At 73.3% G+C, this 17,859-nt stretch carries 13 protein-coding genes; 7 read left to right on the plus strand and 6 right to left on the minus strand.

The features are described 5' to 3' along the window. Positions 1-56: 56 nt before the first annotated feature. A complete protein-coding gene (locus L1857_RS27575; RefSeq protein WP_116111405.1) occupies positions 57-2,684 on the minus strand; it encodes a bifunctional acetate--CoA ligase family protein/GNAT family N-acetyltransferase in 2,628 nt (875 codons plus the stop codon). A 616-nt stretch (positions 2,685-3,300) separates the two neighbouring features. Continuing rightward, positions 3,301-4,470, minus strand: coding sequence for an acetoin utilization protein AcuC (locus L1857_RS27580; RefSeq protein ID WP_094007522.1), 1,170 nt, complete (start codon positions 4,468-4,470; stop codon positions 3,301-3,303). Positions 4,471-4,574: 104 nt separating this feature from the next. Here L1857_RS27580 and L1857_RS27585 point away from each other — a divergent pair, with 104 nt between their 5' ends. The 3 genes from L1857_RS27585 (at position 4,575) to galE (ending at position 7,515) form a co-directional block, all read left to right on the plus strand. Then, the gene (locus tag L1857_RS27585) at positions 4,575-5,270 is read left to right on the plus strand and encodes an iron-dependent transcriptional repressor DtxR (protein ID WP_020421072.1); all 696 of its coding nucleotides are present in this window, start codon (positions 4,575-4,577) and stop codon (positions 5,268-5,270) included. Then, positions 5,267-6,439, plus strand: a complete 1,173-nt coding sequence (gene galK, locus L1857_RS27590; protein WP_249466706.1) for a galactokinase — start codon at positions 5,267-5,269, stop codon at positions 6,437-6,439. The genes L1857_RS27585 and galK overlap by 4 nt, the downstream gene beginning before the upstream one ends. An 86-nt stretch (positions 6,440-6,525) precedes the next feature. Next, positions 6,526-7,515, plus strand: a complete 990-nt coding sequence (gene galE, locus L1857_RS27595; protein ID WP_249466707.1) for a UDP-glucose 4-epimerase GalE — start codon at positions 6,526-6,528, stop codon at positions 7,513-7,515. 893 nt (positions 7,516-8,408) lie between these two features. On the opposite strand, the gene L1857_RS27600 is transcribed toward galE, so the two are convergent. Continuing rightward, positions 8,409-9,488 carry a DUF4192 domain-containing protein gene (locus L1857_RS27600; protein WP_249466710.1) on the minus strand — a complete coding sequence of 360 codons (1,080 nt, stop codon included), beginning with the start codon at positions 9,486-9,488 and terminating at the stop codon, positions 8,409-8,411. A 261-nt stretch (positions 9,489-9,749) separates the two neighbouring features. Here L1857_RS27600 and L1857_RS27605 point away from each other — a divergent pair, with 261 nt between their 5' ends. Further along, positions 9,750-10,676 carry a serine hydrolase gene (locus L1857_RS27605; RefSeq protein ID WP_249466714.1) on the plus strand — a complete coding sequence of 309 codons (927 nt, stop codon included), beginning with the start codon at positions 9,750-9,752 and terminating at the stop codon, positions 10,674-10,676. Between the two features lie 55 nt (positions 10,677-10,731). Then, positions 10,732-11,781 carry a DUF2293 domain-containing protein gene (locus L1857_RS27610; RefSeq protein WP_116111384.1) on the plus strand — a complete coding sequence of 350 codons (1,050 nt, stop codon included), beginning with the start codon at positions 10,732-10,734 and terminating at the stop codon, positions 11,779-11,781. Between the two features lie 206 nt (positions 11,782-11,987). Here the strand turns inward: L1857_RS27610 and L1857_RS27615 are convergent, their stop codons facing one another. Beyond that, a complete protein-coding gene (locus tag L1857_RS27615; RefSeq protein WP_094007516.1) occupies positions 11,988-12,416 on the minus strand; it encodes a CBS domain-containing protein in 429 nt (142 codons plus the stop codon). A 35-nt stretch (positions 12,417-12,451) separates the two neighbouring features. Further along, on the minus strand, positions 12,452-13,876 hold the full coding sequence (gene pdxR, locus L1857_RS27620; protein WP_249466715.1) for a MocR-like pyridoxine biosynthesis transcription factor PdxR: 1,425 nt from the start codon (positions 13,874-13,876) through the stop codon (positions 12,452-12,454). A gap of 79 nt (positions 13,877-13,955) precedes the next feature. Here pdxR and L1857_RS27625 point away from each other — a divergent pair, with 79 nt between their 5' ends. Both L1857_RS27625 and L1857_RS27630 read left to right on the plus strand, forming a co-directional pair. Beyond that, on the plus strand, positions 13,956-14,516 hold the full coding sequence (locus L1857_RS27625; protein WP_116111386.1) for a TIGR03086 family metal-binding protein: 561 nt from the start codon (positions 13,956-13,958) through the stop codon (positions 14,514-14,516). 29 nt (positions 14,517-14,545) lie between these two features. Beyond that, on the plus strand, positions 14,546-16,555 hold the full coding sequence (locus L1857_RS27630) for a prolyl oligopeptidase family serine peptidase (RefSeq protein WP_116111387.1): 2,010 nt from the start codon (positions 14,546-14,548) through the stop codon (positions 16,553-16,555). Here the strand turns inward: L1857_RS27630 and L1857_RS27635 are convergent. Beyond that, positions 16,504-17,811, minus strand: coding sequence for an MFS transporter (locus L1857_RS27635; RefSeq protein ID WP_116111388.1), 1,308 nt, complete (start codon positions 17,809-17,811; stop codon positions 16,504-16,506). The genes L1857_RS27630 and L1857_RS27635 overlap by 52 nt on opposite strands. Positions 17,812-17,859: the final 48 nt, after the last annotated feature.

Raw genomic sequence — 17,859 nt, forward strand, 5'->3', positions numbered from 1 at the left:
ATCGGTGCGGTTCACGCACTGAACCTGTTCCCCACCGCGGGCCTCTCCCCGGCGGCTCAGAACCGCACGTTGATCGGCCGCAGGCGCCGGGGTCCGGTGTCCGGCCGGGCGGGCGGCGGGCCCAGCACGATGCGCGCGTTGGCGACGAACGCCCCCTCCGGCGAGGCCATCACCGGGTCCAGCGTCAGCGCCCGCACCTCCGGGTGGTCCTCCGCCAGCGTCGCCACCCGCAGCACCATGTCCTGCAGCGCGGCCAGGTCCGCCGGCTCGTCACCGCGGTACCCGGTCAGCAGCGGGGCGCTCTTCGGCTCCCGGATGAGCGTCGCGGCGTCCACGTCGGTCAGCGGCACCGCCCGGTACGCCCGGTCCCCGAGCAGCGTGCTCACCAGCCCGGACAGCCCGAACGACACCAGGCTGCCGAACGACGGGTCGTCCTGCAGCCCGATCAGGCACGAGATACCCTTCGGCGCCATCTTCTGCACGTAGACGTCCTGCTCGCCGGACACCTCGCTCAGGTCCTCGTACCCGCGCCGCACCGCGTCGGGCGAGGCCAGGTCCAGTCGCACGCCCGCGAGGTCCGGCCGTCCGCGCAACCGCTCGTCCACGGCCTTCACCGTCACCGGGTAGCCCAGCTCCTCGGCGGCCTCGACCGCGCCCTCGGCGCTGGACACCATCCGGAACGGCACCACGTCGATCCCGTAGCACCCGAGCAGCCGCACGATGTCGGCGTCCTCCAGCACGACGTTCTTGTCACCGCCGGCCAGGATGTCCCGCACGACCTGCTCCGCCTGCTCGACGTGCAGCCCGTCGGGGCGGATCAGCGTGCCCTGCGGCCGCTGCCGCCACGCCGCGTACCGCACGACCTTCGCCAGCGCGTTCACCGCGCGCTCGGGGCTCGGGTAGGACGGGATCGACCCGCGGCCGGGGGCGCCGTCCGGGCCGGGCACGGCCAGCTCGGCCGGCACGCCCTCGGCGGCCAGAAACGTCGAGACGATCGGTTTGCCCTGGTCCAGCTCCTGCGCCGCCTCGCGCAGCGCCCGCGCGTAGGTGCTGCCCGGGATCGACAGCGGCGGCACGAACACCGCGACCAGCGCGTCGGTCTCCGGGTTGTTCAGCGCCTCCCGCACCGCGGCGGCGAAGTCGTCCGGACCGGCCTGCGGCCCGACGTCGACCGGGTCGAACGCCAGCCGCAGCCCCTGCGCGCGGGCGGTGTCGGCGGCGAGCAGGCCGATCGCGCTGGAGTTGCCGACGATCCCGATCCGCGGGCCCGCGGGCAGCGGCTGGTGCGCGAACACCAGGGCGGTGTCGAACAGCTGCGCCAGCGTCTCCACCCGCACCACGCCGGCCTGCTCGAACAGGGCCTGCACGCTCGACTCGTCGACCTCGGCGGAGGTCGCGGCCAGCTGCGGGCGGACGGCGTGCCGGCCGGACTTCACCGCGACGATCGGCTTGCTGCGGCCCAGCCGCCGCGCCAGCCGCGCGAACTTGCGCGGGTTGCCGAACGATTCGAGGTAGAGCAGGACGAGGTCGGTGTTGGAGTCGGTCTCCCAGTACTGCAGCAGGTCGTTGCCCGAGACGTCGGCGCGGTTGCCTGCGGAGACGAACGTCGACAGGCCCAGGCCGCGCGCCTCCGCGTCGGCGAGGATCGCCGTGCCCAGCGCGCCGGACTGGCAGAAGAAGCCGGCGCGGCCGCGTTTGGGCAGGCGCGGGGCGAGGGTGGCGTTGAGCCGCACGGCCGGGTCGGTGTTGAGCACGCCGAGGGCGTTCGGGCCGACCACGCGCATGCCGTGCGCGCGGGCCTCGCCGACCAGGCGCAGCTCGGCGTGCAGGCCGTGCGGTCCGGCCTCGCCGAACCCGGCGGTGACGATCAGCAACGTCTTGACACCCTTGGCGAGCGCACCGTCCAACACGGACTCGACCTGGTCGGCCGGGACCGCGACCACGGCGAGGTCCACCGGGTCCGGGATGTCCACAACGGACGGATAGGCGCGCACCCCGCGCACCGATCGGTGCTCCGGGTTGACCGGGTAGACGGTGCCGGCGAAGTCCGCGCCGAGCAGGTTCGACAGGACCGAGTAGCCGACCTTGGTGGGGTCGGCGGAGGCACCGATCACGGCCACCGACCGCGGGTGCAGCAGGTTGTAGACGCTACGCGCCTCGGCGGCCTGTTCCCGCGCCCGGGCGACGGCGAGGGACTCCTCGGTGGGGTCGATGTCGAACTCCAGGTGCAGCACGCCCTCCTCGATGGCGCGGCTGACCTGGTAGCCGGCGTCGCGGAAGACACGCACCATGGCGGCGTTCTCGGCGAGGACCTCGGCGACGAACCGGCGCAGACCGCTCTCGGAGGCGGCCGCGGCCAGGTGTTCCAGCAGGATCGACCCGACACCGCGCCCCTGGTGAGCATCGTCGACGACGAACGCCACCTCGGCCGACGGCCCGTGCCCGAGCCGCTCGTACCGCCCCACGGCGATGATGTCGTCGCCGAGCAGGGCGACGAACGCGACCCGGTCGTGGTGGTCCACGACGGAGAACCGCTCGAGATCCCGCTGCGGGATGCGCGGGTAGGCGCCGAAGTAACGCAGGTACCGGGTGCGCTCGGAAAGCTTGCCGTGGAAGGAGACGAGGGCGTCGGCGTCACTGGGGATGATGGGTCGCAAGTGGACGGTGCCGCCGTCGCTGAGCAGAACGTCGGCCTCCCAGTGGCGGGGGTAGTCATAGGGATCGCGGGGCCCGTGCTTGTCACGGTTCGCGCCACCACGCTCGGCGTCGAGCTCAGCCGCCCCACGCTCAGCACCACCGCGCTCGGCACCGGGCTCACCCGCCCCACCCCCAGCACGAGGCTCAGGGCCACCACTGCCAACACCATCGCGCCCAGCACCACCAGGCTCGGCACCCGGCCCAGCCGCACCACGCTCGGCACCACCGCGCTCAGAATCGGGCTCAGCGCCACCGCTCCCAGCACCAGCAGGCCCACCGCCACCGCGCTCTGCGCCAGGCTCAGCCGCACCGCGCCCAGCGCCACCAAGTCCAGCACCACCGCGGTCGGCACCAGCGGGCCCAGCGCCACCGCTACCCCTGGGGCCGGTCTCGCCCGGCTGCTTCCGGTCGCCGCCACCGCTCCGGCTCTCACCGGGCGCGGCGGCCGAGGCCCGGTGCGCGCCGGCCTCGCCGCGGGGCCCGCCGGTCCACCGCTGCTCCGCCCCGCTCAGGCCGCGAGCGGTCCCGCCGGGTTCGTCCTCGTGCGCGCCGCCGGGCGTGTCGGTCCTGCTCATCTCACGTCTATTCCTCGGCTCGGTCGGGTCAGTCCCTCGGGTCGTCGGGGTCGAGGCCGTGCAGCGGGAACACCGCGCGGCGCGTGTCCCGGATCGCGACGTCGACCGGGTCGTCCACCCCGTCGCCCCAGGCGCGGAACGCGGTGTCCCGCCCGTCGGTCATCTCCGGCGGCACCTCGGCGCTCGGCGCGGCCCTCAGGACCGTGCTGACCCAGTTGGGCGGCAGCGGCGTCTCGGGCTTCACGTCGCGGTCGAGCACCGTCGCCATCAGGTGCGTCCACGACCTCGGCACCACCCGGATCAGCTGGTACCCGCCACCGCCGACGGCGAGCCACCGGCCCTCGGTGTGGCGCTCGGCGAGGTCACGCAGAGTAGCGTAGATCGTCCGGTGTCCGTCGACCGAGAGCGCGAGGTCGGCCAGGGGGTCCTCCTCGTGCGAGTCCACGCCGCACTGGGTGACCAGGATCTGCGGCCGGAACACCTCGAGCAGGGACGGCACGACCGCGTGGAAGGCGCGCAGCCACCCGGCGTCGCGCGTGCCCGGCGGCAGCGGGACGTTCACCGACGTGCCCTCGGCCTCGCCGGACCCGGTCTCCGCGCTGTACCCGGTGCCCGGCCACAGGGTGAACGGGTGCTGGTGCAGCGAGACGGTGAGCACGCGGGGGTCGCCGTAGAAGGCGGCCTGCACGCCGTCGCCGTGGTGGACGTCGGTGTCGATGTAGGCGATGCGGTCGAAACCGTGGTCGAGCAGCCAGGAGACGGCGACCGCGCAGTCGTTGTAGACGCAGAAGCCCGCGGCGTGGTCGCGCATGGCGTGGTGCAGGCCACCCGCGATGTTCACCGCGCGGCGCGCCTCCCCGTCGGCGATCTTGCGGGCGCCGAGCAGGGTCGAGCCGACCACCAGGGCGGAGGCGTCGTGCATGTCGCTGAACACCGGGTTGTCGGCGGTGCCGAGGCCGTGGCCGACGTCCCAGCCCGCGGTCGGCGCCAGCTTGACCGCCGCCAGGTACTCCTCAGCGTGGATGCGGTACAACTCGGTATCGGTGGCGGGCTCGGGCACGAGCAGTTCCACGCCGTCGAGGACCCCCAGCTCGGTGGCGAGCCGCACGGTGAGGTCGAGCCGGACCGGGTTGAACGGGTGCTCACCGCCGAGGTCGTAACCGAGGAGGGCGGGATCCCAGACGACGGCGGGCTGCATGACGTCCGATGGTAGCCGTGAGGAGCGGGATTATCCTCCCGGTCACCTGGGGTGACCGTCGCCCGGAACGACTACCATGGATTGTCGCGGACGAAGGGGACATCGTGAACGATCTCATCGACACCACAGAGATGTACTTGAAGACCATCTTCGAGCTCGAAGAGGAAGGTGTCGTACCGCTGCGCGCCCGCATCGCCGAACGGCTGCAGCAGAGCGGTCCGACAGTCAGCCAGACGGTGGCCCGCATGGAACGCGACGGGCTGGTGCGCGTCGCCGACGACCGCCACCTGCAGCTCACCGACCACGGGCGGGAGCTCGCCATCGCCGTCATGCGCAAGCACCGCCTCGCGGAGCGGCTGCTGCTCGACGTGATCGGCCTGGAGTGGGAGCACGTGCACACCGAGGCCTGCCACTGGGAGCACGTCATGAGCGAGGCGGTGGAGCGCAAGCTGGTCCGGCTGCTCGACCACCCGACCACCTCGCCCTACGGCAACCCGATCCCCGGTCTGGACAAGCTCGGCGAGGGCGGGCTGCCCGCGCCGCCGGCCGAGGCCGACCTGGTGCGGCTGGACGACTTCGCGCGCTCCGGCGGCGGCAAGGCGGAGATCCGGCGCCTGGCCGAGCACATCCAGCTCGACGAGAAGCTGATGGTCGACCTGAAGAAGGCGGGAGTCGCCCCCGGCAGCGTCGTGTCGGTGCGCCGCGCGGACGGCGGCGGCACCGCCGAGCTGACCGGTGAGCTCGGCGCGGTCCAGGTGCCCATGTCGGTGCTGCACGCGGTTCTGGCGCAGGCCAAGTGAGCTCCGCGAGCGAGGCCGCGGAGGCGTTCCGGTCCGTGCACGGGCGGGCCCCGGCCGGGGTGTGGTCGGCGCCCGGCCGGGTCAACCTCATCGGCGAGCACACCGACTACAACGACGGCTTCGTGCTGCCGTTCGCCCTGCCGCACCGGCTGGCCGCCGCCGCGTCCCCGCGGACCGACCAGGTCCTCACCGTGTCCACCCTCGGCTCCGACGGACGCATCCAGGAAGCCGAGCCGGTCACGATCCCCGACCTGCGTCCCGGTGGTGTCGACGGTTGGTCCGCGTACCCGGCCGGTGTGGCGTGGGTGCTGCGCGACCACGGCGTCGAGCGCGGCGCCGACGTCGTGCTGGCCGGTGACGTCCCCACCGGAGCCGGGCTGTCCTCCTCCGCCGCGCTGGAGTGCGCGGTGGCGCTGGCCCTGCTGGGGCTGGCCGGTGAGGACGACCCGGGGCTGGAACGGCGGGCCGAGATCGCCCGCTGGGCCCAGCGCGCCGAGAACGACTTCGTCGGCGTCCCGACGGGCGTGCTCGACCAGACCGCGTCGCTGTGCTGCGCCGACGGGCACGTGCTGTTCCTCGACGTCCGCTCGGGCGACATGGAACAGGTGCCCTTCGACGCCGCGGCCGCGGGCCTGCGCATCCTGGCCATCGACACGCGCGTCAAGCACGCCCACAGCGAGAGCGGCTACGGCGAGCGCCGCAAGGGCACCGAACGCGCCGCCGACCTGCTCGGCGTCAAGGCGCTGCGGGACGTGGGCCCGGACGACCTGGCCGGCGCGCTCGCGCGGCTGCCCGCCGACCTCGGCCCGCTCGTCCGTCACATCGTGACGGAGAACCAGCGTGTGCTCGACGTCGTCGCCCTGCTCCGCGACGGCCGGATCGGCGACATCGGCCCGCTGCTGGCCGCCTCGCACGTCAGCATGCGCGACGACTACCGCATCTCCTGCCCGGAACTGGACCTCGCGGTGGACGTGGCCAACGCCAGCGGCGCCCTCGGCGCGCGGATGACCGGCGGCGGGTTCGGCGGCACCGCGATCGCCCTCGTGCCGGAGTCCGCTGTGGACACCGTGGAGGCGGCTGTCATGGCGGCCTTCGACCGCGCGGGCTACCGCGCGCCGCGTGCCTTCGTGGCGGTCCCGTCCCCCGGCGCACGGCGCGACGAGCTGTAGCCCGGGCGGGCCGAGCCTGTGCGTGGCTCACAGGTCGATGGTCCACACTGGCGGACACCTCCTTTTCGTTCTCGAGAAAGGCTTCGATGGCTTCCGACTCCTCCCGCCTCAAGCTGATCGTCACGGGCGGTGCCGGTTACGTGGGCAGTGTGTGCACGGCCCGTCTGCTGGAGGCCGGGCACGAGGTCGTCGTGGTGGACGACCTGTCCACCGGCCACGCGGACGCCGTCCCCGACGGCGCGCGCTTCGTCGAGGGCGACGCCGCCGACGCGACGGCGTCCCTGCTCGGCGAGGGCTTCGACGGCGTGCTGCACTTCGCGGCGAAGTCCCTCGTCGGCGAGTCGATGCAGGACCCGGCCAAGTACTGGCACGGGAACGTGATCACCTCCATCCGGTTGCTCGACGCGATGCGTGCGCACGGCACGCCTCGCCTGGTGTTCTCCTCGACGGCGGCGACCTACGGCGAGCCGGAGCGCAGCCCGATCCCGGAGACCGCGCCGACGATGCCGACCAACACCTACGGCGCGTCGAAGCTGGCCATCGACCACGCGATCACCAGCTACGCGCGGGCCCACGGGCTGGCCGCCGTGAGCCTGCGGTACTTCAACGTCGCCGGCGCCTACGGCCGCTACGGGGAGCGGCACACCACCGAAACCCACCTGATCCCGCTGGTGCTGCAGGTCGCCACCGGGGACCGGCCGCAGGTCAGCATCTTCGGCGAGGACTACCCCACCGACGACGGGACGGCCATCCGCGACTACATCCACGTCGCCGACCTCGCCGACGCCCACCTGCTCGCGCTGACGCACGCGCGGGCCGGTGAGCACCGCATCTACAACCTGGGCAACGGCACCGGGTTCTCCGTGCGCCAGGTCATCGAGGCCTGCCGGGCGGTCACCGGGCACCCGATCCCGGCCGAGGTGGCGCCCCGCCGGGCCGGCGACCCCGCGATCCTCGTGGCGGCCAGCGACCGGGCGCGCGAGGAGCTCGGCTGGAAGCCCGAGCGCGCCGACCTGGAAGTTATCGTCCGCGACGCGTGGCGCTTCACCCAGGAGCGGCAGGCGCTCGGGGGCTGAGGCGCCCGGTTCTGCCGGTGGTGCCGCGGCTCGCGGGGCGTGGTGAGCGGGATGCGGCTGGGGTTGTGGCGGCCGGTTGCCGGTGGTGCCGCCGGTCGGGTTTCCGGTGCGGGGCTGGCCCTTGGGTGAGCATGCCTGCCGACGTCCGGCGGGACCTGAACTGCCGGAGGCTCCCGCGCTGGTGCCGCAGCGCAGTAGCTCCCGACCGGCAGGCCCCTCCGAGGGCTGACGCCCTGGGCCGGCCCCGCGACAGCAGCCATCGGCTCCCCCGTCCAGGGCGCATGTCCCGGTGGGTCCCGCAGCTGCTGCTCGGAGGGTGAGGCTCTCGGCCGTGCCGATGCTCCTGCGGCTGGTGCCGCAGGACAGTGGCTCCCGGTAGGCAGCCGGGAGCGGCTCACACGGGGGGAGTCCGGTAACGACCACGCCGCGCGCAACCCGACAGCGGCCCACGCCGTACGCAGCCGGGGACCGGCCCACGCCGTACGTAGCCGGAAAGCACACACCGTCGGCAACCCGACCCCTACGCAACCAGGGAGCGGCCCGCGCCGCGGGCAACCCGACAGCGGCCGACGCCGTAGGGAACCTGGGAGCTGCCCACCCCGGGCGACCCAGGAGTGGGCCACGCCGTACGCAGCCGGGGAGCGGCCTACGCCGCAGGCAACCGGTTAGCGGACCGCGCCGTAGGCAGCCGGGGAGCGGCTCACACCGCAGGGAGGCAGGCCCAGGCAGCCGCCGCTCAGAGTTGAAGGGGCTGGGCTTCCCGGTGCGGCTGCGCTGGGGACGCATCCGCTGTGACTCCCTGTCGTCAGTCGCGTGTTGCGGTGATGTCCTGGCTGCGGTCCTGGGTGCAGGCCGCCAGCTCGACATTCCCTCCGGGGCCGGCGCTGCCGGGCTTACGGGGGTGGCGGCATCAAGCCTCCCTCCTGGCAGTGGCTCAGTCGGCGTAGTGCGTCGGGTGGGAGTTGGCGCGTCAGGCAGATCTGGAGCAGCTCCGCGAGGCGGTGGCCGGGGTGAGCGGCGAGGGCGTTGTCGAACGCGAGGGCGGCCAGGACGCCGTCACCGCGGCGGTAGGCCGCGTAGCCGAGCAGCACGGCCGCCTCGGCGCGTTCCGGGGGCGGGGTGCGGCGCACCAGTTCCAGCCAAAGGCGTTCGGCCGCGGCCGCCGGGGGTTCGCCGGGTGGTTCGGCCGTCGTGAGGCAACGGTCGCGCACCCTGAGGTCCGACAAGGCCATCGCCAGGGACACGACGTCCTCGTCGCTCAGGTCGAAATCACCCGCCACGGCCCGGGCCAGCGCGGCACGGACCACGGCGACGTGCCCGGCCGGCTCCGCCACACCGGACGACCCCATCGCGGGCGCATCCGGCCTCGCGTCGGCCGCTGCTGCCAGCAACCGATCCCGGCGCTCGATCGCGGCCGGGTCGTCCGGGTCGAGTTGCCGCGCCAGCTCCTCCCGGCTGCCGTAGGTCACCTGGCCGTTCGTCGCCATGGCCGCGGCCAGCACCGTCTCCCGATCGTCCGGCAGGACGCCCGGCCGGCAGTCCTCGTGGTAGCACCGCCACGGCGCGCCGCCGCGGATCTCCGGCACCCACAGGGCGTGGTCGACCGGCCGCCCGGCGGCCTCGCACTCGGCGACGAGCCGGTGGGCCAGGCGGTGGTGCGGCAGCGTGCCCGGCGGCGCGCGGTGGCCGGGACGGCAGCCGACGATGAGGACCGTCACCCCGGCGCCGGGATGTCGGAGCACGCAGCGCACGAGCTCGCGCACCGCGTCCGGCTCGCACGTCTCGTCCGGCAGATCCGCGCGGATCACCGGGATGATCCTGCGCCTCCTGCCCCGGCTGTGGTTGAGCAGGACGACGGACGGCCCGGGCCGGTACGACAGCAGGTGCGGAACCGCCGCGATGAGTTCGCCGGGGTCGGAGATGCGGACGGTGATCCGGCCGTCCGTGCCGGTGCTGGTGGTCGTGGAAGTCATGCACCCACTATGCGGCAGAAAACAGGCCGGGAAAGAACAGAACGAGATTCTGTGGATGACTGAGGACGATGTGGACAACTCGCCGGCCCCTGGAGCAGACGGCGGATTCTTGTCGGGGGTATGGGGTAAGGTGCGCGCCCCCGTGCCCGGTCCACAGTAGACCCGACCCGGTATGCCGATGACCGGCACGACATCGTGTGGTTTTACCGTACGGTTACCCGAGCGGGGCACGAATCCGCTTAGCTGGACGTTATGCCGGGCATGAAATGGCGTGTCGTGCTCGCCGGGGTCGGCGCGGGCGTGGCCACGGCCGTGGTCGTGACGTCGCTGACCGTCGGCAAGGCGGACACCGGCTCGGTGCCCGTCGCGGCGCCGAGCGCGCTGCCGTCGGCCGGCACCACAACGACACCGTCCAGCGCCCCGAGCAGCACAGCCCACTCGACGCTGAGCGAGGACGAGCGCGTGCGTCTCGCCGGCGCCGCGACCCGCGCGGTGACCGGCGAGGTGCCCGGGACCACCGTCGGCCTCGCCCTCTACGACACCGCCACCGGTGAACTGCTGGCATCCGCCAACGGGGACCGGCCGTTCTACGCGGCCTCGGTGGTCAAACTGCTGATGGCGCTCGACGTGCTGCACACCGGCGGGTGGCACGCCCCGAGCGACGCGCAGCGCGAGCGCATCGTCGAAATGCTGTCGCTCAGCCACGACGGTGAGGCGGACTCGTTGTGGAACTCCGGCGGGCGCGGGTCGATCATCACGCGGATGGCTGATTTGATGAACCTGCGAGGCACCCAGCCGCCGCGGGTTTCCGACCAGTGGGAGATGACCAGGACCACCCCGAACGACCTGGTGGCCATCTACCGGTACCTGACGAGCCAGGTCCCGCCCGAGGCCCGGCAGCCGATCCTCGACGGGCTGGCCGGGATCCGGACCCCGGCCGCGGACGGGTTCCCGCAGTACTTCGGCATCCCGGACGGCCTGCCGGGGCTGCCGCGCGCGGTGAAGCAGGGCTGGATGGAGATCAGCCGGGCCGTCGTGCTGAACACGACCGGGCTGGTCGGACAGCACTACCGCTACGTCGCGGTGCTGCTGACCGAACTGCCGCTCGGGACGAGCTACGCGACGGGGCGCGCCGCGCTGACGGCCGGGATCAGCGCGTTGCGGCCGACCGTGGCCGGCCTGCCCTGACCCCCTTCCGGGCGTCGCGGTTGCGAGCGGGGAGCATGGCTAGACTTCCGGGCCGATGGCCGGGAAACTGCACAACCGCGTCGCTTCGGTGGCTTGCGCCGCGCTCGCGCAGCGCAAGTACGTCGCTCCTGTCGACCTGTTCACCGCGCTCGGCTGGGTGCATCCGTCCCGCGTCGAAGAGTGGCGTCGTGGGCGGTTCAGTCCGCTCGCGAAGGAACTGCCCGTCGACAACGCGCGCATCGCCGAAGCCTTGCGGTGCCTCGATGTCTGGGCGCGGGAGAACGGGCTGACGCGGTCCGACAGCGCTTACGTCGCCGGCACCCGCGATCGCCGCGATCTGCGGTTCACCGACGACGACGGGCTCGACCGCCTGTGCCGCACGCACTGGCTCGCGCCGGGTCTGACGGAGAAGCAACGGGAACGCCTCACCGAGCGGCAGAACAAGGCGCCGGACCTGGCCGTGACCGTCGCCGGTACCTCGTGGACCTGCGCGGGGTGCGCCGGCCGGGGCGAGGCCGGTGAGCTGCACCTGCCCGAGGGCGAGGGCCACCTGTGCCTGGCGTGCGCCGACTTCGACCACCTGGTCTTCCTGCCCGCCGGCAACGCCGCGCTGTCCCGCCGCGCCAAGCAGGAAAGCACCCTCGCCGTGCTGGTCCTGCGGTTCAACCGGCGCCGCAAACGCCACGAGCGCCAGGGGATCCTCGTCGAAGAGGCCGCGCTGGAGCGGGCCGAACAGCAGTGCCTCGCCGACGAGGACGTCCGTGCCCGGCGGCGGGAACGGGACGCGCACCGCCGCGCCGCGCAGGACGTCGAGTTCCAGGCCGGCTTCGCCGACGCCATCCGGCGGCTGTACCCCGGCTGCCCGCCGGACCGGGCCCGGGCGATCGCCGAGCACGCCGGGACGCGGGGCAGCGGGCGCGTGGGGCGGTCGGCGGCGGGGCGGGCGCTGGACGAGGAAGCGGTGCGGCTCGCGGTGATCGCTTCGGTGCGGCACCTGGACACCGGCTACGACCGGATGCTCATGGACGGTGTGCCGCGCGCCGACGCCCGTGAGCGCATCCGGCCGGATCTCGACCGCGTGCTGGTGCGCTGGGCGCGGGCTTGAGCGCGGGGCGTCGGCCGCACGGCTGCGGAGGCGCGCTGGGTGCTCGACGCCGGTGGGTCTCGACTACGGGTGGCGCGACGTGCGTTGGGGTGGCGGGTGCGCCCCCTGGGGCGGCACGGACGCGTGCGGCGCGAGGGGTAGCGCACCGCGTGTGGAGGCGCCGGGAGTTGCGTCCCGTGCACCGGCCGTGGCGGGTGCGAGCGACCTCAGCCCTGCGCGATGTACGCCGCCAGCTGCTGCTGCGTCGCCTCCAGCTCTTCCATCCGGGTCTTCACCACGTCGCCGATGCTGACGATCCCGGCCAGCCGTCCGTCCTCGAGGACGGGGACGTGCCGCACCCGGCGCTGCGTCATCAGCACGCTCAGGTCGTCCACCGAATCGCGCGGGGTGCACGTCGCCACGACCCTCGTCATGATCTCCGACACCGGCCGCTCCAGCAGGGCCGGCCCGTGTTCGTGCAGCTGGCGCACCACGTCCCGCTCCGAGACGATGCCCTCGATGCCGCCCTCCCCGGCCACGACCATCGCACCCACGTTGTGCTCGGCCAGCCCGGCGAGCAGATCGGTGATGGACGCCTCGGGCCGCACCGTGGCCACCCAGTTCCCCTTGCTCCGCAGTACGTCGGCGATCCGCATCGGCAGCCTCCCAGCTGGACGTGACCCGGCTCACATCAGGTTAGAGCCCGGTCGCTGTCCGCGAAAGCCCGCAGCTCACGCAGTCCCGCTTCGATGTGGTCACGCGGGATCGCGCCGAACCCGAAGACGAGTCCGTCCAGGGCATCCCGCACCGCCGTGAAGTCACCCAGCGTGTAGATCCGCACCCCGGCCCGCCGCGCGGCTCGCACCATCGGACGTACCGGCGTCGCGCTGAAAGCACTCAGATGGAGTCCCGCCGACGACGGGATCAGCCGCAGCTCCGGGAACTCCCGCGCGACGACCCGGGACACCAGCTCGCGCCGGGCGGCGTACTCGCGGCGGGTGCGCCGGATGTGCCGCGCGAACTCGCCGCTGTCCATGAACTCCGCCAGCGCCGCCTGCGTGACGCTCGCCGAATGCCAGTCGGTCAGGTACTTCGCCTTCGCCAGGGCCGGCCGCAGCCCCGGTGGGGCGACCAGGAACCCGAGCCGCAACCCGGGCAGCAGCACCTTGGAAAACGATCCGATGTAGAGCACGCGCCCGCTGGAATCGATGCTGCGCAACGGTTCCAGCGGACGGCCGGTGTAGCGGAACTCGGTGTCGTAGTCGTCCTCCAGGATCGCCGCGTCGTGACGGCGCGCCCAGTCGATCAGGGCCACGCGCCGCGCCATCGACATCGGCACCCCGAGCGGGAACTGGTGCGACGGCGTCACGTACACCAGGCGGCAGTCGTCCGGGATGGCGTCGACCACGATGCCCTCGTCGTCCACCGGCACCCCGACCGGGCGCGCCCCCAGCGTGGCGAACAGCTGACGCGGCGGCGGGTAGCCCGGGTCCTCGACCGCGACCCGGGCGCCCGGCTCGATCAGCACCCGGGCGGCGAGGTCCACCGCCTGCTGCGATCCGTTGGTGACCAGCACGTCGTCCGCGGTGGCCCGGACCGCCCGGGACACCCCGATGTGCCGCGCGATCGCCTCCCGCAGGCCGGGGTGCCCCTGCGGATCGCCGTAGGTGAGCAGGTCGTGCCGGGACCGGCGCAGCTGCTGGGTCACCAGGCGGCGCCAGGTGTCGAACGGGAACAGCGACACGTCCGGCGCGCCCGAGCGGAAGTCGAACCGCGGCCGCTCGCGGAACCGGTCCGGCGGGCGGGGCACGTCGTCCCACACCGCGGTCGCGGTCAGCGACTCCGGGCCGCCCCGCGGCGGGTGGCCGTCCCGCCGGGCGCCCGCGCCGACGAACGTGCCCGCACCGACCCGCGATTCCAGGAAACCCTCGGCGACCAGGCGGTCGTAGGCCGCGCTGACCGTGTTGCGCGACACCGCCAGCCGCTGCGCCAGCTCGCGTGTGGGCGGCAGCGCGTCCCCGTCGCGCAGGCGCCCGTCGAGGATCGCCTCGCGGATCTGGCGGTAGATGGCATCCCGCCGGCCGCGGCCGGCCCCCAGCTCGATCTGGATGTCCATCTCCCGAGTCTAATTGGCCCACCTCACTACGCCGAGTTTTGGCCCTCCAGCAGGGCCGCTTGCGGCATACGGTGACCACATGGACATCCGAGACCTCGACCGGCGGGTCCTCACCACCGTCGACAAGATCGTTTCCGGCGTCACCGACCTCGGGCTGCGCACGCCGTGCACGGGGTGGACGCTCGGCGACCTGCTCATCCACCAGGTCAGTGAGAACCACGCCTTCGCCGTGGCCCTGCGTGACGGCGCGGCGCCGGATTGGTCGAGCGGCACCCTCGGCGACGACCCGTACCGCGCCTACGCCGACTCCGTCGACGCCTTCCTCGCCGCCTCCGCCGACGACACCGTGCTGGACCGTCAGGTGACCATCCGCGAATTCGGCACCTTCCCCGGTCCGGTCGCGCTCACCATGCACCTGGTCGACTCGGTCGCCCACGGCTGGGACCTCGCCCGCACCCTCGACGCGCCCTACGACCCGGACCCCGAAGCCGTGCACGTCGCGCTGCTGTTCGCCGAGCGGATGCGCGCCCGGCCCCGTCCCGGCGACGACGTCTTCGCCCCCGCCGTCGAGATCGCCGCGGGCGCCGCGGAGCTGGACCGGTTCCTCGCGCTGACCGGCCGGGACCCCGCCTGGCGTTGAAAACCATCCCCACCTGGCAGGATGGGGACATGGCCGACGAAGACCCGTACCTGTGGCTCGAGGACGTGACCGGCGAGCGGGCGCTCGACTGGGTTCGGCAGCGCAACGCCGAATCGGTCGCCGAGCTCACCGGGAGCACGCGGTTCGAGCAGCTGCGCGACGAAGCCCGCGAGGTGCTCGACGCCGACGACCGGATCCCCTACATCCGCCGCCGCGGCGAGTACTTCTACAACTTCTGGCAGGACGCCGCGCACCCGCGCGGGTTGTGGCGGCGCACCACGCTCGCCTCCTACCGCACCGAGCGGCCCGAGTGGGAGGTCCTGCTCGACGTCGACGCGCTCGCCGCGGCCGAGGGCGAGAACTGGGTCTGGCAGGGCGCTGCGGTGCTGCGTCCGTCGTACCGGCGCGGGCTGGCGGAGCTGTCCCGCGGCGGCGCGGACGCGGCCGTCGTGCGCGAGTTCGACCTCGAGGCGCGGGAGTTCGTCACGGGCGGGTTCGAGCTGCCGGAGGCCAAGAGCCGGGTCGGCTGGATCGACGAGGACCGCATCTACGTCGGCACCGACTTCGGCCCCGGGTCGATGACCACGTCCGGCTATCCGCGGATCATCAAGGAGTGGCGCCGCGGCACGCCGCTCGCCGACGCCGTCACGGTCTTCGAAGGCAAGCCCGACGACGTCGCGGTGTTCGCCTACCACGACCCGACGCCGGGCTTCGAGCGCGATTTCGTCGGCCGCTCCCTGGATTTCTACCGCACGGAGAAGTTCCTGCGCACCGCGGACGGCCTGGTCAAGCTCGACGTGCCCGAGGACGCGCAGACCACCACGCGCAAGGAGTGGCTGCTGATCCGCACCCGCAGCGCGTGGAGCGTCGGCGGACGGGAGTACGCGCCCGGCACGCTGCTCGCCGCGCGGTTCGACGACTACCTGGCCGGCGATCGCGACCTCACCGTCCTGTTCGAGCCGGACGGGCGCACCTCGCTCGAGGCGTGGGACTGGACGCGGAACCACCTGCTGCTGACCACCCTGGCCGACGTGCACACCGAGCTGCACGTCCTCACGCCCGGCGCGGACGGCTGGCGCCGGGAACCACTGGCCGGGGCGCCCGAGCTGGGCACCGCGGAGATCATCGACACCGATCCCGACCACAGCGACGAGTACCTGCTCAACACCAGCGGCTTCACGCAGCCCTCGACGCTCTCGTACGGGCACGTCGGCGGCGGCACCGAGGTGCTCAAGCAGGCCCCGGCCCGGTTCGACGCCACGGACATCACCGTCGAGCAGCACTTCGCCACGTCGAACGACGGCACGCGGATCCCGTACTTTGTGGTGCGGCCCCGCAACGGGGACGGGCCGACGATGCTCACCGGCTACGGCGGGTTCGAGGTGTCCCGCCTGCCCGCCTACAGCGGCGTGATCGGCCGGGGCTGGCTCGCGCGCGGCGGCACGTACGTGCTCGCGAACATCCGCGGCGGTGGCGAGTACGGGCCCGGCTGGCACACCGGCGCGATCAAGGAAAACCGGTACCTGGTCTACGAGGACTTCGCCGCGGTCGCCGCGGACCTCGTCGAACGCGGCATCACCACGCCGCAGCGGCTGGGCATCCAGGGCGGCAGCAACGGCGGCCTGCTGATGGGCGTCATGCTCACCCGCTACCCCGAGCTGTTCGGCGCGATCGTCAGCCAGGTGCCGCTGCTCGACATGAAGCGCTACCACCTGCTGCTCGCCGGGGCGTCCTGGATGGCCGAGTACGGCGACCCGGACGACCCGGCCGAGTGGGAGTACCTCGGGAAGTACTCGCCGTACCAGAACGTCCACAAGGGACGGGCCTACCCGCCCACGCTGTTCATGACGTCCACCCGCGACGATCGCGTGCACCCGGCGCACGCGCGCAAGATGATGGCGCGCATGCTCGAACAGGGGCACGACGTGCGGTACTACGAGAACATCGAGGGCGGGCACGGCGCCGCGGCCGACAACGAGCAGCTGGCCTACAAGTGGGCCCTGCTGTTCGAGTTCCTCTGGCAGAAGCTCAGCAGCTGACCGCTCGCCGCCACCGCCGCGGCGAGCACGAACGCCCAGCCGAACGAGCCGGTGGCCACCACCGCGCCCATCGCCGCGACGCCGACGGTCGCCCCGACCTGGCGGACGGCGTTGAGCAGGCCACCGGCCGTTCCGGCGTAGCCCTCGGGGGCGGCGGTCACCACGCCGGTGACGAGCGCGGGCAGCGCGAGGGAGACGCCGAACCCGAGCAGCAGGAGGCCGCACGCCAGCAGCGGGTAGGGCGCGTGGACGGTGGCGGCCAGGACGGCGGCACCGGCGGTCAGCAGCGTCAGCCCGGCGACGACCGGCAGGCGCGGGCCGCGGGCGGCGACGATCCGGCTGGTCAGCAGCGGGTTGAACGCGGTGGGCAGCGTGAGCGGCAGGAACGCCAGGCCGGTTTCGACCGGGGTGAGGTGACGCTCGTCCTGCAGCAGCAGGGTCACCGCGAACAACGCGCCGGAGAGCACGAAGTTGACCGCCGCGCCGGCGAACAGGTTCACGGCGACGCCCCGGGTGCGCACCAGGACCGGCGGCACGGACGGGTTCGCGGCGCGGCGTTCCCGGTGCACGAACAGGGCCAGGACCAGCAGGGCGAGGACGGCCGCGACGGGCTGGGCGTCGACGATGGCCTCGGTCAGCAGGCCGAGGAACACGCACGCGGCGAGCTGGGACTTGACGTCGAACCGGCGCCCGGGCGGTGCCGTCTCGCGGCCGCGGGTGAGAGCCAGCCCGAGGGCCGCGAGTGGCACGTTGACGAGGAACACCGCGCGCCAGCCGGCGAGGTCGACCAGTACCCCACCGGCGATCGGCCCGGCGGCGAGCGCGACGCCGGTGATCGCGGCCCAGGCGCCGAGCGCCTTCGCGCGGGCGGCCGGGTCCGGGTGCAGGCGGCTGATCAGGGCGAGCGAGCTGGGCAGGCACGCCGCGCCCGCGACGCCGAGCAGGACGCGCAGCACGACGAGGAGGGTCAGGTTCGGCGCGGCGGCCGAGACCAGGGAGAGGACGCCGAAGCTCGCCACGCCCCAGCGGAACACGCGCAGCGGGCCGAACCGGTCCGCGAGCGCGCCGCCGCCGAGCAGGAACGCGGCGAACGAGACGGTGTAGCCGTTGACCACCCACTGCTGCCCGGCGACCGAGCCGCCGAGGTCGGCGCGGATGCCGGGCAGCGCGACGGTGAGCACGGTGGTGTCCAGCAGGACGAGGAAGTAGGCGAGGGAGACTCCGAGGAGGCTGCCCCGGGTGGAGGTTGTGGTCACGGCGGCGACTCTCCGGTTTTCGGGGCTGCTGCTCAACGGGCTGAGCCT

The organism is Amycolatopsis thermalba (assembly GCF_023376025.1).
GTDB classification, from domain to species: Bacteria; Actinomycetota; Actinomycetes; order Mycobacteriales; family Pseudonocardiaceae; genus Amycolatopsis_E; species Amycolatopsis_E thermalba.